Raw genomic sequence first — 13,896 nt, 5'->3', positions numbered from 1 at the left:
CTTCCGGGTCGGGTGTCGGTACGCCGCAGAGGCTAGGGCCCCCGTCGCAGCGCCGGAAGTGGTTTGGCGTAGCAGCGGTTCAGCGGCTCCTCCTTGTAGTAGCCGAAAGACGGGATCCGCGTGTAGCCCGAGGACTCGTAGAGGCCGATGGCCTCCGGCTGGGCGGTGCCGGTCTCGAGGACCATCGCCTCGGCGCCGTTCTCGGCGGCCGTCCGCTCGAGGTGCGCGAGCATCGTGCGGGCCAGGCCGCGTGCGCGGGCGGCCGGGACGACGTACATCCGCTTCACCTCGGCCACCCGCCTGGTGCCGAACGCCTCGACCTCGTCGTGGAACCGCCACGCGCCCGTGGCGACCGGTGTCGGGCGGCCCTTCGAGACTCTCTCCGCTCGCACCTCGGTGCGGGTGTCGAGGTCGAGGTAGCCGACGTAGAAGCTGCCGAGCGGCGGCTCGAACATGACCGGGTCGAGCGGGGTGTGGTCGGGGCCGCCGTAGCGGACGACGTACTCGGCCTGGACCTCCTCGATCAGCAGGGTCGCGTCGGGGTGGCCGTAGCCGACCCGGACGATCTCCAGGTGCGGTGCGGGCTCACTCAAGGCGCTGACCGCACTTCTGGCAGACCGCGGCGTCCACCGGGTTGCGGGTTGCGCACTCCGGGCACCAGCGGCCCTTGCCGTCGTCGCGGGAGACGACCAGGCACGCCGCCGCGAAGACGAGCAGGACCGGTCCCGCGACCAGCGCCCAGTTCTCGGCGGCCAGCCCCCAGGCGGTGATCGCGATGGCGAACAGCCCGACCAGCACGCCGCCGACCAGCAGCACGCGCTGCAGCCCCTCCTGACGGAAGTCGTCGTTGGGCGCAGAGCGACCACGTGGCATCTGGACTCCTCGGGTTCAGCCGTTCTGCGGCTGCCAGAATACGAGCGTGAGCGACGCGCACGAAAAGCCATTGACGATCCCCGCGGACCTGCTGCCCGGCGACGGCCGGTTCGGGGCCGGGCCCTCGAAGATCCAGCCCTCCCACCTCGCGGCGCTCGCCGCGACGGGCACCTCCCTCATGGGTACGTCGCACCGGCAGGCTCCGGTCCGCAACCTGGTGGGCCGGGTGAAGGAGGGGCTCGCCGAGCTTTTCTCACTGCCCGACGGCTACGAAGTGGTCATGGGCAACGGCGGGGCCACGGCGTTCTGGGACGTCGCGACCTTCGGGCTGATCGAGCAGAAGAGCCAGCACCTGTCCTTCGGCGAGTTCACGAGCAAGTTCGTGAGTGCGGTCCGGTCGGCACCGTGGCTCGACGAGCCCTCGGTGATCGCCAGCGAGCCTGGCTCGCGGCCGGTGGCCGCCGCCGAGGCGGGCGTCGACGCCTACGCCTGGGCCCACAACGAGACGTCAACGGCCGTGATGGCGCCGGTCGTGCGTCCCGATGGAGCCGACGACGGCGCGCTGGTCCTCATCGACGCCACCTCGGGCGCCGGCGGCCTCCCGGTGGACCTGACCGAGTCCGACGTCTACTACTTCGCGCCGCAGAAGTCGTTCGCGTCGGACGGTGGCCTCTACGTCGCTCTCTTCTCCCCCGCCGCGATCGAGCGGGCCGAGCGGATCGCCGCCTCCGACCGGCACATCCCGGCGTTCTTCGACCTCAAGCTCGCCATCGACAACTCGCGGCTCAACCAGACCTACAACACGCCATCGGTGGCCACGCTGTTCCTGATGGCAGAGCAGCTGGACTGGATGAACGGCCAGGGCGGGCTCAAGGGGATGGTGGAGCGCACCACGCAGTCCTCGGACAACCTCTACGGCTGGGCGGAGCGGTCCGAGGTCGCGTTCCCCTATGTCCCCGACCCTGCCGACCGCTCGCTGGTCATCGGCACGATCGACTTCAACGAGGGCATCGACGCCGCCGCCATCGCGGCGACGCTGCGCGGCAACGGCATCGTCGACACCGAGCCCTACCGCAAGCTCGGCCGCAACCAGCTGCGGGTCGCGATGTACCCCGCGATCGAGCCGTCCGACGTCGAGGCGCTCACCCACTGCATCGACTGGGTGGTCGAGCGGCTCTAGCCGACCGCGCAGCTGCCTGCCCCGCTCGACCCGCCGCCAGCCCCGGCGGCGGTCAGCCAGCCGACCGGTCCAGCTGAGCCCGGATCTGCTCGTACGTCGCGTGGTCGAAGGCGACCATCCGCGCCTCCTCCACCTGCGTCCGGGCCGAACCGAACACCTCCAACGCGCAGGCGATGGCGTCGTCCTTCGGCCAGCCGTAGACGCCCGCGCTGACCAGCGGGAACGCGACCGTCCGGGCGCCCAGCTCGTCGGCCACCTCCAGCGCCCGCACGTAGCAGGAGGTCAGCAGCGAGCGATCGGTCTGGCCGGCGTGCCGGTTGGGACCGACGACGTGGATCACCCAGCGCGCCGGCAGCCGGCCGGCCGTGGTCCAGCCTGCGTCGCCGGTGGGCAAGCCGTCCGGGAACCGGCGGATGCAGTCCTCGAGGACCTCCCGCCCGCCGGCGCGGTGGATCGCCCCGTCCACTCCCCCGCCGCCGCGCATCGCGCTGTTGGCCGCGTTGACGACCGCGTCGACCTCCTGCCGGGTGATGTCGCCCTCGACCACCGTGATGTTCATTCATACTCCCTCAGCAGCCGCAGCGTCGCACGTTCCAGCGCGGCCTGGCGCTCGTCGGTGGTGGCGTAGCTGCGCTGGACCGCTCGTTCGATGGTCCGGCCGCGCTCGTAGGAGTCGACCACCCGCGGGTCGACGTAGGACGACCGCGCCAGGGTGGGTGTGTTCCCGAGGAACGACGCCACCTCCTTCATCGCCCCCGACACCGCGCGCTTGCGAGAGGTCTTGGTCTCGCCCGGTTCGTCGGTGCCGGCGAGCGCGGCGGCCGCGAGCACCGTGGCGTGCCAGGTGCGGAAGTCCTTGGCGGTGGCGTCCAGGCCGGTGGTCTCGCGGACGTAGTCGTTGACCAGCCCCGGGATGATCGAGCGCCACGAACGACCGTCCTTGTAGGCCAGGAGGCCCGGGTCGTCCGGCGTACGACGCCGCCGCATCACCTCGATCGCCGCGACGACGACCTCGTCGTCGATCTCGACGACGTGCTCGACGCCGGACTTGCCGACGAACCTGAACACCAGCGCGTCGCGGAGCCGGCGCACGTGCCGCCGCTCCAGCGTCGTCAGGCCGAAGGACCCGTTGTCCTCGGCGTAGACGTCGTTGCCGATCCGGAAGTAGCCGAGGTCGAGCAGGCGGACCGCGGCCGCACAGGCCCGCTCGAGCGGCATCCCCTCGAGCGCGAGGTCGAGGAGCACCTGTGCGCGTGCCTTGGCCAGCGCCTTGCCGAAAAGCAGCATCCGGTCGAACTTCTCGGCGTCGCGCCGCTCCCGCCACTGCGGGTGGTAGAGGTACTGCCGCCGGCCCGCGTCGTCGGTGCCGACCGCCTGCAGGTGGCCGTTGTCGTAGGGCGTGATCCACACGTCCTCCCACGCCGGCGGGATCACCAGGTCCCGGGCCCGCTGGGCGTCCGCCGCCGAGAGCCTCCGGCCGTGCTCGTCGAGGTAGACGAACCCCTTGCCCGACCGGCGGCGCGACCAGCCGGGCTGCTCCGGGGAGGTACGTCGCAGGCGTGGCACGGCGGCACGGTAGCCAACCTCCCGCCGGGATAGTCCCAGACGTTTCCAACACGACTCCCGCGGCAGATGCGTTGGGAAGGTCTGGGACTATCCCGGCGGAGGGGGCTATCGAGGGCGGAGGGAGCGGACCAGCACCACGACGCAGCCGAGACCGATCAGGCCACCGAGCAGCCACGGCCACAGCGGTCGCTCCTCCTGGGCGGTGGGCGGCGCGTCCACAGCCTGGTCGGGCTGGCCCCCGGGAGTCGCCGACGGGGTCGAGCTCGGGCTGGGGCTCGGGCTGGGGCTCGCAGTGTCCGGGAGCGCCGGCAGGCGCACCCGGAGCACGTCGGAGTGCACCCCTTCCGAGCTCAGCAGCACCGTGCTGCCGTCGCTCTCGACCGCGATCCCCTCGCCCTGGGGCTGGTCGGGCAGCCTGAGCTGGGCCACCTTCTCCATCGACGGGAACGCATAGACCGCGGCCGCGGCATAGTTGCGCACGACGAGGTGCTTGCCGTCGGGCAGGAAGGCGCCGTCGGTGGCGATCGGCAGCACGTCGCCGAGCGGCTCGAGCTCGTTGACGTGGTCGGCGGAGAGGCGGGCCGGAGCGGCGTACAAGGTCCCGCCGAGGACCCCCTTGGTGGCGACGTAGAGCCGGCCGGTGGTGGGGTCGCTCATCAGCGTCTCGGCGTTGTGCGGGCCGTCCGGATAGGCGAGGTCGTAGACCGGCGCGTCGACGTCCTTGTCCCCCGGACCGACGGGGACCGGCGATACCTGGATGGTGTCGCGGCTCTCGGTGTTGTCGCCGATGTCCCCGGCCCAGACCTCGTGGTCCCCGAGCGGCGCCAGCGCCTCGACGTCGGTGGGGTCGTTCCCCCACCCGGTGACGCCCACGGTCCGGCCGGTCTCGGGGTCGACGGTGAAGACCCGTCCCGTGTCACCGGAGTCGTTGGTGGTCACCACCAGGCCGCCGACGACCGCGAGGCCGCTGGACTCGACGATGTCGGCGTCCCGGAAGGAGAGGACGACCTGGGCCTTGTCGACCGGGGACGCGGCCGCACCGAGCAGGAAGGGTACGGCGACCAGGCCGGTGACGACCCGGTCAAGCATCGAGCAGCTCGGCCAGCCTCGGGCGGATCCCCCACGCCTCGACCAGCTCGTCGTAGTCGCGCCGCAGCGAGCCGCCCGTGACCGGCGCTCCGGTGCGGGTGGCGCGGAGGAGGGTGTTGCGGGGGGTGTGCTGGCTCTCGACGAACTGCACGACGTCGACTCGATAGCCCTGCAGCCGCATCAGCGTGGCCCGCAGCGCGTCGGTCAGGGTGTCTGCCAGCCGCTCCCGGAGGATGCCGTGCCGGGTGAGCATGGCGTACGGCGCCGGCGTGGGCGTCCGCCGGAGCTGGGCGGCCACGTCGTGGTGGCAGCAGGGCGCGGCCAGCACCAGCGCGGCCTGCCACTCGACCGCGCGGGCCAGGGCCTCGTCGGACGCGGTGTCGCAGGCGTGGAGGGCCAGCACCACCTCCGGCGCAGGGTCGAGCGTGACTCCGCCGATCGTGCCCACCACGAACTCCGCGTCCAGCCCGAGCTCGCGTGCCACCTTCTCGTTGTGCTCGCGGGACTGTTCCTTCACGTCCACGCCGACCAGCCTGACGGGCAGGCCGCGGGTGCCGGCGAGGTACTGCTCGGCCGCGAAGGTCAGATAGGCGTTGCCGCAGCCGAGGTCGGCCACCCGGAGGGGGTCCTCGGCCGTGGGCGTGCGCAGCTGGCCCTTGTCCACGGCCTCGCCGACGGCGGCGTCCAGCAGCCGCAGGAACTCTTCGACCTGGCGGTACTTGTCGCGCCGGTTGGGCTTGAGCCGGCCCTCGGCATCGGCGAGGCCGAGCGCCCGGAACAGCGGGTCGTCCTCGGGCAGGAGGCGCGCCTTGTCCCGGTCGTGGCCCCGGTCGACCTCGACCGGCGTGGAGCGCTCGGCGACGTGCAGCAGCGCACCCTTCCTGGTCACCCGCAGCTGCACGGTCTCGGCCGTGGTCTCGACGTGCCAGCTGCCGAACGGTTCGTCCAGCAGGTCGTCGACGGCGTCCCGCGCCGCCGCTCCGGCGTGGTTGGCGGTGTGAGCCTGCGTCTCGTCGTAGGTCGTGACCTGGAGGTGCCGGCCGGCCTTGAGGTCGACGTACCTCAGCTCGACCCGGCGCCAGCGAGGCGTCGAGCCCTTCTGCCGGCCCGACGCCACGGCGCGGACCATGGTCTCGGGCTCCAGGAGCCGGCTGCGGACCTGGGCCAGCGCGCGCAGCACGTTCTCCGCCTTCTGGGCCATCAGAGCACCGCCGCGATGACGACGACCAGGAGGAGCGCCACCAGCGCTACGGGGATGATCAGGCGGCGGTGGCGCGGGTTCACCCCGAAAGTCTAGGAGGCTCAGGTGAGCGAGACGTGGCCCTCGGCGTCCTCCACCGTCACGACGACCGACTGCGTCTGCGCACCCGAGGAGACCGTGCACTCCACCGTCTTGCCGACGTCGGTGACGACGTAGGCCCCTCCGCAGTCCACCGCAGCGTCGGCGAACTTCTTGGGCAGCTGCGTGCGCACGAAGTCACCGATGTCACCGGCGTCGAGCACCACGGCGTCGAGCGCCACCGCGACCGCGACCTTGCGCGCGTGCACGTGGTGCAGCGTCAGCCGGTAGGGCACGGAGGTGTTTGAGACGTCGAGCGTGCACCGCACCGTCATCCCTTCCTTCAGGGCCGGGTGCCCGGCGCAGTGCGCCTTGCCCACGTCGGCGCCGGCGCCGTACGTCGTCGCCTGGCTGGCGGCGAGGTAGGACTCGACCGCCGAGACGTCGAGGGCGGGCTCGTCGCCGCAGCCCGCCAGCAGCACCGTGCCGAGGGCGCAGCCCACCAGCAGCCGGGCCCCTCGTCGGGCGCTCACGACGCCACCACCGGCTCCGATGCGGGGACGCGCTCGAGGCCCTCCTGCGGTGGCCCGGGCTCGGGCCCCCGCTCCTCGGGCTTGTCGGGGCGGAACCGGAACCAGGCCCAGAAGCCCATGGAGAACACCCCGAAGCCGGCGAAGAGCGCGATCGTGAGGTTGGTGGTCGCCGCGGTCGATCGGCCGAGATAGCCGGAGGCCGGCGTGAGCAGGACGTGCACGAAGACGTACGCCGTCAGCACGGTGAGCAGCGCCCACGGCACCCAGCCCCACTGCTTGACCCGGTGCCCGGGCAGGAACCGCAGCGGGATCAGCGAGAACAGCATCCCTTCGATGCCGCCGACGAACAGGGCCGCGAGGAAGGAGTCCGCCACGAGCACGCCGAGGCTCGGGTGGGCCGAGTTGGCGGCGTGCGCGACCGGCTCGAAGGCGACCCACGCCCCGAGCGCGACGACGAGCCCGCCCAGCATCGTCACGGTCTCGGCCCCGCCCTCGGTGCGCCTGGCCAGCGCGCCCGCGAAGACCGCCCCGCCCAGCACGCCGTAGAGGTAGCCCGGCGCGAAGTGGGTGAGCCGCGAGACGAGCACGCAGACGATCCCGACGACGAGCCCGCTCGGGATGGCGCGCAGGTACCAGTCGCGGGAGAGGTGGCGCACCGAGCGGAAGAGCCAGCCGGAACCAACCGCGACCCCGACCGCGACCAGCAGGGCGACGAACACACCCACCAGCAGCGCGGTGGTCGGCCGGTCGGCGCCGAAGTTCGGGTCGAGCAGCCCACCGAGCAGCGTGCCCAGCACGACGCTGACGAGGAAGACCACGATCCGGCGGACCCGGCCGGGTCCGGCCGCCGGCTGCTCCTCGGCCGGTGGTGCGCGCCGGCGGCGGAGCCGGCCGAAGGTGCGCTCGACCCGCTCGTGGTTCTCCTCGTAGGTGCTGTTGAAGACCTGCGCCGGGAAGACGATCAGCAGTGCGAGGATCCCGACGAGGAGCAGGTCCTGGGGCAGCCGGTCCACGACCGTGCTCAGCGACTCCGAGGGCACCACGACGGCACCGGGGAACGAGGAGCGCCGGCCGGCGTCCACGGCCGCCACGCTGCGCTCGGCCTCGCTGCCGAGCGGAAGCGTGAAGCCGGCGATGGTGCCGGAGCCGTTGGCGGCGGTGCCGGTGGACGACGGTCCCAGGCCGACGGGCTCGGACGGCGCCCCGGCCGAGGGAGCGGGCAGCGCGTCCGCAGTGCCGGTCAGGGTCGACCGGGCGTGCTCCTCGAAGCCCCCGCTGGGGGTGGTGCAGTCCTCCGCTCGTCCCCGAGCGTTGATCACGACGGCCTCGACCATCGTCCCGGTCAGCTCGGTCACGTAGCTGGTGCCGTCGACCTCCTCCACCTTCGTGGCGGTCAAAGTCGCGGTCAGGTCGTAGTCGGCGCCATGGGTCGTCGTGGTCTCACCGGTCACGGTGTCGTGACACTCCAGGTCGAAGTGCTGGGTGATCTGGAAGCCGTCGGCACCGGTCGCCAGCGACATCGAGTCCGACTCGCCCAGCCCGGTGCTCCCCTGGACCTGGCAGGCCGCACCGGCGGAGCACGCATCACCGAAGGCGAGGTGCCACTTCTTGGCGGCGAAGCTGGCACCCTTGTCGCCGCTCTGGAAGGCCGCCGTGATCGTCCAAGGCCCTACGACCACCGGCTGGTCGGCTGCCTCTGCCGGCGCGAGCACCGCCCCGAGCAGTGCCACGGACGCGAACGTGGTGAGCGCGGCGAGGCCGCGCAGCAACCGGAGCATCTCCATCGGTCCTCCCCCCAAGGACCAGGTGCCCGAGCCACGTGCGGACGGTTGAGCAACTGTAGGGCCAGCCGCGCCACCGCGCCCTGACCCCTCCGGGCCCTCTCGGGGTGGCCCGTTCGGGTCAGGCCCGCGGCACGGGGCAGGTCACGGAACGGTCCCGGGCCGGTCACGAGTTGCCCGGCGCCCTCGTCCTCGCGCGAGGGCGGGTGCCACGGTCTTGTCATGACCGACGACGCCCACGCCTTCGACTTCTGGCTCGGGGAATGGGACGTGTTCGACCCCGACGGCAAGCACGTCGGGCGCAACTCGATCACCGCGCCGTACGACACCGGAGCGCTCGCCGAGCACTGGCGGGGCGACGGCGGCGTCGAGGGACACAGCCTGAACTCCTGGGACCCCGAGCGCTCGTGCTGGCACCAGACCTGGATCGACTCGACCGGCGGCATCCTGCTCCTGGACGGCGACGTGTGCGAGGGCGCCATGGTCCTCACCGGGGTGACGGCCGACGCCCAGCAGCGGATCACCTGGACCGCGGAGGGCGACGGCGTCCGCCAGCTCTGGGAGACCTCCAAGGACGACGGAGCGACGTGGACCGTCGCCTTCGACGGCCGCTACCGCCGGGCGGGCTGAGGCGGGGACGCGAGCAGCTCGGCCAGGTGCAGGGCGGGCACACCGGCCAGGTCGTCGAGCTGGACGCGGCAGGACATCCCGTCGGCGAGCACGACCGCCCGCGGGTGGGCGCGTACGGCGGGGAGCAGGTGGGTCTCCGCGATGGCCACCGAGACGTCGTAGTGCCCCTTCTCCATCCCGAAGTTGCCGGCCAGCCCGCAGCAGCCGGCCACCCGGGTGACCGTGGCGCCGGCCCGCTCGAGGAGCCGCTGGTCGGTCGCCCAGCCGATGACCGCGTGGTGGTGGCAGTGCGGCTGCGCCACCACCTCGACGCCCGACAGGTCCGGCAGCGGCAGCTGCTCGCGCTCGACCAGCTCGGCCAGGCTCATCACGTCGGGCGGGTCGCCGACGAGCTCGGCGGCGTCGCTGCGCAGCGTGGCCAGGCACGACGGCTCCAGGCCGACGACCGGGACACCCGAGTCGACGTAGGGCCTCAGCGTGGCGAGCGTGCCGGCCATGATCTCCCGCGCCCGGTCGAGCTGGCCGGTGGTGATCCAGGTGAGCCCGCAGCAGGCGTCGTCGGGGATCACGCGCGCGGTGAGGCCGACCGACTCCAGGTAGCGGATCGCGGCGTGCCCGTTGCCGGGGAAGAAGTGGTCGCTGAACGAGTCCGCCCAGATCCACACGTCCGGGGCCCTGCCGCCAACGGGTCCCGTCGGTGCGCTCCTGCGGAGGGTCCGCGGCGCGAAGGCCGGGATCGAGCGCCGCGGGTCGATGCCTGCCGCCGCCTTGGCGAGCCGCGCCACGGGCGTCAGCCGCACCATCCGGTTGGCGGCCCGGGCGGCCGGCGCGGCCAGGTCCGCCCACCACGGCAGCCGGCCGAGCAGCCGATGGCTGCGCGGGCGGCGCACGCCCTCGACCTCGTGCTTCTGGTAGAGCGCCTCGGACTTGTACGTCGCCATGTCCACGCCGGTCGGGCAGTCCGACGCGCAGCCCTTGCAGGCCAGGCAGAGGTCGAGCGCCTCGGCGACCGCCGGGTCGGCGAACCCCCGGACCAGGGAGCCGTCGATCGCCTCCTGCAGCACCCGGGCGCGGCCCCGGGTGGAGTCCTTCTCCTCCCGGGTAGCGAGGTAGGAGGGGCACATGACGCCGCTGGTCGACGGCGCCACGCAGCGGCCGACACCGGTGCAGCGGTGCACCGCGTTGCCCAACCGGTCCGCGGGCTCCCCGTCGTCGTGCGGGAGCCGCAGCAGCGGCAGCAGCGGCTGCCGGGCGCGCACCGGCCGCAGGTCGGCGTCGAGCGGGGCGGGGTCGACCAGGTTGCCCGGGTTGAGCAGGTTGCCGGGGTCGCAGACGGCCTTGACCGCCGCGAACAGCCGGAGTGACTCCGCGTCGTACATCAGCGGGAGCAGCTCCGAGCGGGCCCGGCCGTCGCCGTGCTCCCCCGACAGCGACCCGCGGTGGTCGCGCAGCCGCAGCGCGCAGGCGGTCAGGAAGTCGCGGAACACCTTCGCGCCGTCCGACCCGGGGCCGCCCTCCCCGGGCCGGAAGGGGAAGTCGATGCGGACGTGCACGCAGCCGTCGCCGAAGTGGCCGTACGGCACGCCGTCCAGCCCGTGCCCCTCCAGCAGCTCGTCGAAGTCGCGCAGCCAGGCACCGAGCCGGTCCGGGGGCACCGCGGCGTCCTCCCAGCCGGAGTAGGCCGGCGTCCGGAGGCTGCGGGCCGCGAGCCCGGCGCCGTCCTCGCGGATCCGCCACAGGGCCGCGGCCTCGGCCGGGTGCGTCACGAGCCGGTGGTCCAGGGCGCCACCGTGGGCGACGACCCGGTCGGCCAGGGCCCGGCGTTCGGCCCCGACCACCTCGACGAACAGCCAGCCCGCCCCGCGGGGCAGCTCGGGCACGGCGCTCCCGCGAGCGCGCACCAGGTCGACGATCCGGGCGTCCAGCCCCTCGCAGGCGACCATCGCCCCCGCGCCGCTCGCGAGCAGCGCGGGCACCGCGTCGGCGGCGTCGACCATCGACGGGTAGCCCAGCACGACCAATAGCCGGTCGACGGTGTCGTCGACCAGCCGCACGGTGGCCTCGCGGACCAGCGCGAGGGTGCCCTCGGAGCCGACCACGAACCGGTCGACGCTGCGGCCCTGCTCGGGCAGCAGGTGCTCGAGGGAGTAGCCGCTGACCTGCCGGGAGAACCTGCCGAACTCGGTCCGCACGTGCCCGAGGTGCTCGTCGACGAGCCGGCCGAGCTGGCCCTCGACGTCGGTGGCGCCCGGTCCCCACGCGACGTTCAGGGAGACGACGTTGTCGACAGTGCGGCCGTAGCCGAGCGCCCGGGAGCCGCAGGCGTTGTTGCCGATCATCCCGCCGATCGTGCAGCGCGTGTGCGTCGATGGATCGGGCCCGAACCGCAGCCCGTGCGGTGCCGCTGCCCGCTGCAGCTCGGCGTGCACGACGCCGGGCAGGACCGTCGCGGTCCGCGCCTCGGGGTCGATCGCGAGGACCCGGTTGAGGTGCCGGACCGTGTCGACCACGATCCCCGGGCCGACGGCGTTGCCCGCGATCGAGGTGCCGGCGCCACGCATCGTGACGGGGACGCCGGTGGCGCTCGCGACGTCGAGGATCGCCTCGAGGTCGTCGCCGGCCCGGGGCCGGGCCACCACCTGCGGGACGACGCGGTAGAGCGAGGCGTCGGAGGAGTAGAGCGCCCGGGTGAGGACCGAGTCGTCGACGTCGGTGACCCCCCGCTTCCGCAGCTCCTGGAGGAGATCTGCGGGGCCGGCCGTCACCTCACCAGTGTTCCATCGAGGCGACGAACACCTGCGCCAGGTCCTCCTCGCTGGGCGTCTTGGGTGCGGTCGCCAGGAGCCGCTGCTGCTGGGTGGCCCCGGCCACGAGGTCGACGACGTCGGCTGCGGCGTAGCCGACCTCGGCCAGGCCGTTGGGGAGCCCGAGGTCCCGCATCAGCGCCGTGACCACGCCGGCCAGCACCTCCGGTCCGTCGCCCTTCGCGTCGGGATCGAGGATGCGGGCGGCCCGCAGGTGCCGCTCGGGGGCGGCGTCGAAGGTGAACCGGAACGCCGCCGGCGCGGTGAGCGAGACCGCCATGCCGTGCGGGATGATCGGCTCGTCCTGGGGGTAGTCCTTGGGCGTGTAGTCGGTGACCCGGCCGGCGATCGGATAGGCGTTCGCGTGCGGGATGTGCACCCCGGCGTTGCCGAAGCCGAGCCCGGCGAACGTCGCTGCCATCGCCATCTGCTCGCGGGCCCGCAGGTCGTGGCCGTCCGTGACCGCGGCGCGGAACGAGCCGGCCAGCAGCCCCATCGCCCGCTCCGACCACATGTCCGCGATCGGGTTCGCGCCGCAGTAGGGCACCCGCTCGTCGGGCTGCTTGGCGTCGAAGTCGGCGTACCAGCGGGCGGTGTAGCTCTCCAGCGCGTGGCAGAGGATGTCCATCCCGGACGAGGCGGTGACCATGGTGGGCTGCGAGACGGTCAGCCGCGGGTCGACGATCGCGAGCCTGGGTCGCAGCGCGGCGTGGCTGATCCCGGTCTTGACCTGCAGCGCCAGCACGTCGAGGACGCAGATCGTGGTGCTCTCGCTGCCGGTGCCGGTGGTGGTCGGGATCGCCACCAGCGGGAGCAGGTCGCGGACCGGCGCCTTGGCCTTGCCGACCGGTGCGTTGACGTAGTCCATGAGCTCGCCGGGGTTGGTGAGCAGGAGGTTGACCGCCTTCGCCGTGTCGATCGAGGAGCCGCCGCCGACCGCGACGATCGCGTCGAGCGTGCGGCCCGTCGACTGCGCGTCGCGGGCGAACCCGATCGCCTCGTCGAGCGACTCGTCGGTCGGCTCCACCCGGGCCCGGGAGAAGATCACCGTCTCGATGCCGCGCTGCCAGATGTGCTCGGCGATCCGCGACGGGTGGCCGGTCTCCATCACGCCGGGGTCGGTGACCAGGAGCACCCGCCGGGCGCCGTACGACGCGAGGTCGTGCCCCACCTCGTCGGACGCCCCGGCACCGAACTTGAGCGCCGGCGCGGCGTAGGTGAAGACGGTCTCGTTCACGCCCCCAACCTATGCCGGTGGGCGGCCAGTGCGGTGTGCACGAGATCGCGGACCGGGTGCTCGGCCGACCCCAGCCGATCCACCGGCACCCAGGCGACCGCGTCGGTGGTGCCGCCCACCTCCAGGACCGCGGGCTCCCCGTCGGAGACCTCGGCGCTGAAGACGATCTGGAGGGCGTGGAAGTCCTCGCGCCGGCCCGAGGGGGCCGTGCCCTCGAAGTGCGTGGACCCGACGTCGAGCACGTCGCCCACCGTGCAGTGCAGCGAGGTCTCCTCCCGGACCTCGCGCACGACGGTCTGCCGGGGCTCCTCGCCGTGGTCGATGCCGCCGCCGGGCAGCGTCCACTGGCCGGGGTGTGGGCCGCGGGCGGAGTTGCGGGTCAGCAGCACCTCCTCGCCGGACGGCCCCTGGCGCAGGACCAGGGCATAGGCCGCGACCCGCTGCATCTGGAACGGCTGGTGCTCGGCAAGCACCTCGGTGACCAGGCTGACCACCGGGACGGACCCGTCGAGGACCCCGGCGATCGGCTGCCAGGCGGCGTCCATCGTGGAGCCGTCGACCTCGAGCGTGCGCGGCTCCGGGCTGTCGACCGGGACCCATCCGTCGTAGACGATGCGCAGCGCGTGCGCGTCCGCCCTCCGGCCCTGCCGCCAGGTGTTGCGCTGGTGGAAGGAGTAGAGATGGGCGGTCTCCCCGATGTGCACGTCGAGCCCGGTCTCCTCGTGGACCTCGCGGACCACCGCGTCGCGCGGGTCCTCGCCGTGCTCGACGCCGCCGCCCGGGAGCGTCCACAGCTCCTTGCTGGTCAGCCGCTTGGCCAGCCGGCTGAGCAGGATGTGGTCATCACGCATGATGACGGCATAGGCGGCCACCCGCTGGACCTTCCGCACCTGCCGCCGTTCAGCCACTCCTGAACCCTAGGTC

13 protein-coding genes are annotated in these 13,896 nt (G+C 73.1%); 2 read left to right on the top strand and 11 right to left on the bottom strand.

Annotation, left to right across the window (positions count from 1 at the left end; translation table 11 throughout):
• Window positions 1-32: 32 nt before the first annotated feature.
• Complete coding sequence (locus VFV89_RS11830) at window positions 33-593, bottom strand: GNAT family N-acetyltransferase (protein ID WP_329706142.1); 561 nt, start codon at window positions 591-593, stop codon at window positions 33-35.
• Complete coding sequence (locus VFV89_RS11825) at window positions 586-873, bottom strand: hypothetical protein (RefSeq protein WP_329706141.1); 288 nt, start codon at window positions 871-873, stop codon at window positions 586-588. Before VFV89_RS11825 ends, VFV89_RS11830 begins: the two co-directional genes overlap by 8 nt.
• Window positions 874-919: 46 nt before the next feature.
• On the opposite strand from VFV89_RS11825, the gene serC reads away from it, so the two are divergent.
• Entirely contained in the window at window positions 920-2,053 is a 1,134-nt protein-coding gene (gene serC, locus VFV89_RS11820; RefSeq protein ID WP_329706140.1) for a phosphoserine transaminase, read from the top strand.
• Between the two features lie 52 nt (window positions 2,054-2,105).
• On the opposite strand, the gene VFV89_RS11815 is transcribed toward serC, so the two are convergent.
• From VFV89_RS11815 to VFV89_RS11790, 6 genes are all read right to left on the bottom strand, one after another.
• On the bottom strand, window positions 2,106-2,612 hold the full coding sequence (locus VFV89_RS11815) for an O-acetyl-ADP-ribose deacetylase (RefSeq protein ID WP_329706139.1): 507 nt from the start codon (window positions 2,610-2,612) through the stop codon (window positions 2,106-2,108).
• Window positions 2,609-3,619, bottom strand: coding sequence for a DNA topoisomerase IB (locus VFV89_RS11810; protein ID WP_329706138.1), 1,011 nt, complete (start codon window positions 3,617-3,619; stop codon window positions 2,609-2,611). Before VFV89_RS11810 ends, VFV89_RS11815 begins: the two co-directional genes overlap by 4 nt.
• A 105-nt stretch (window positions 3,620-3,724) precedes the next feature.
• Window positions 3,725-4,708, bottom strand: coding sequence for a hypothetical protein (locus VFV89_RS11805; RefSeq protein ID WP_329706137.1), 984 nt, complete (start codon window positions 4,706-4,708; stop codon window positions 3,725-3,727).
• Window positions 4,701-5,909, bottom strand: coding sequence for an SAM-dependent methyltransferase (locus VFV89_RS11800; RefSeq protein WP_329706136.1), 1,209 nt, complete (start codon window positions 5,907-5,909; stop codon window positions 4,701-4,703). Before VFV89_RS11800 ends, VFV89_RS11805 begins: the two co-directional genes overlap by 8 nt.
• Window positions 5,910-6,010: 101 nt before the next feature.
• Window positions 6,011-6,520 carry a hypothetical protein gene (locus tag VFV89_RS11795; protein WP_329706135.1) on the bottom strand — a complete coding sequence of 170 codons (510 nt, stop codon included), beginning with the start codon at window positions 6,518-6,520 and terminating at the stop codon, window positions 6,011-6,013.
• Window positions 6,517-8,304, bottom strand: coding sequence for an FGLLP motif-containing membrane protein (locus VFV89_RS11790; protein WP_329706134.1), 1,788 nt, complete (start codon window positions 8,302-8,304; stop codon window positions 6,517-6,519). The genes VFV89_RS11795 and VFV89_RS11790 overlap by 4 nt, the downstream gene beginning before the upstream one ends.
• Before the next feature lie 219 nt (window positions 8,305-8,523).
• On the opposite strand from VFV89_RS11790, the gene VFV89_RS11785 reads away from it, so the two are divergent.
• Window positions 8,524-8,931 (top strand): hypothetical protein, encoded by a 408-nt coding sequence (locus VFV89_RS11785; protein WP_329706133.1) that lies wholly within the window; start codon window positions 8,524-8,526, stop codon window positions 8,929-8,931.
• On the opposite strand, the gene VFV89_RS11780 is transcribed toward VFV89_RS11785, so the two are convergent.
• From VFV89_RS11780 to VFV89_RS11770, 3 genes are read right to left on the bottom strand one after another with little or no spacing between them, the layout of a single operon-like run.
• A complete protein-coding gene (locus VFV89_RS11780; protein ID WP_329706132.1) occupies window positions 8,913-11,696 on the bottom strand; it encodes an FAD-binding and (Fe-S)-binding domain-containing protein in 2,784 nt (927 codons plus the stop codon). The two genes, VFV89_RS11785 and VFV89_RS11780, sit on opposite strands and share 19 nt — an antisense overlap.
• Before the next feature lies 1 nt (window position 11,697).
• Window positions 11,698-12,972, bottom strand: a complete 1,275-nt coding sequence (locus VFV89_RS11775; RefSeq protein WP_329706131.1) for a hydroxyacid-oxoacid transhydrogenase — start codon at window positions 12,970-12,972, stop codon at window positions 11,698-11,700.
• On the bottom strand, window positions 12,969-13,880 hold the full coding sequence (locus VFV89_RS11770) for an NUDIX domain-containing protein (RefSeq protein WP_329706130.1): 912 nt from the start codon (window positions 13,878-13,880) through the stop codon (window positions 12,969-12,971). Before VFV89_RS11770 ends, VFV89_RS11775 begins: the two co-directional genes overlap by 4 nt.
• Window positions 13,881-13,896: the final 16 nt, after the last annotated feature.

The organism is Nocardioides sp., from assembly GCF_036274455.1.
In the GTDB taxonomy this organism is placed as follows: domain Bacteria; phylum Actinomycetota; class Actinomycetes; order Propionibacteriales; family Nocardioidaceae; genus Nocardioides.
Note: the sequence above shows the minus strand (reverse complement) of the source record. Positions and strands in the feature narration are given on the sequence as shown.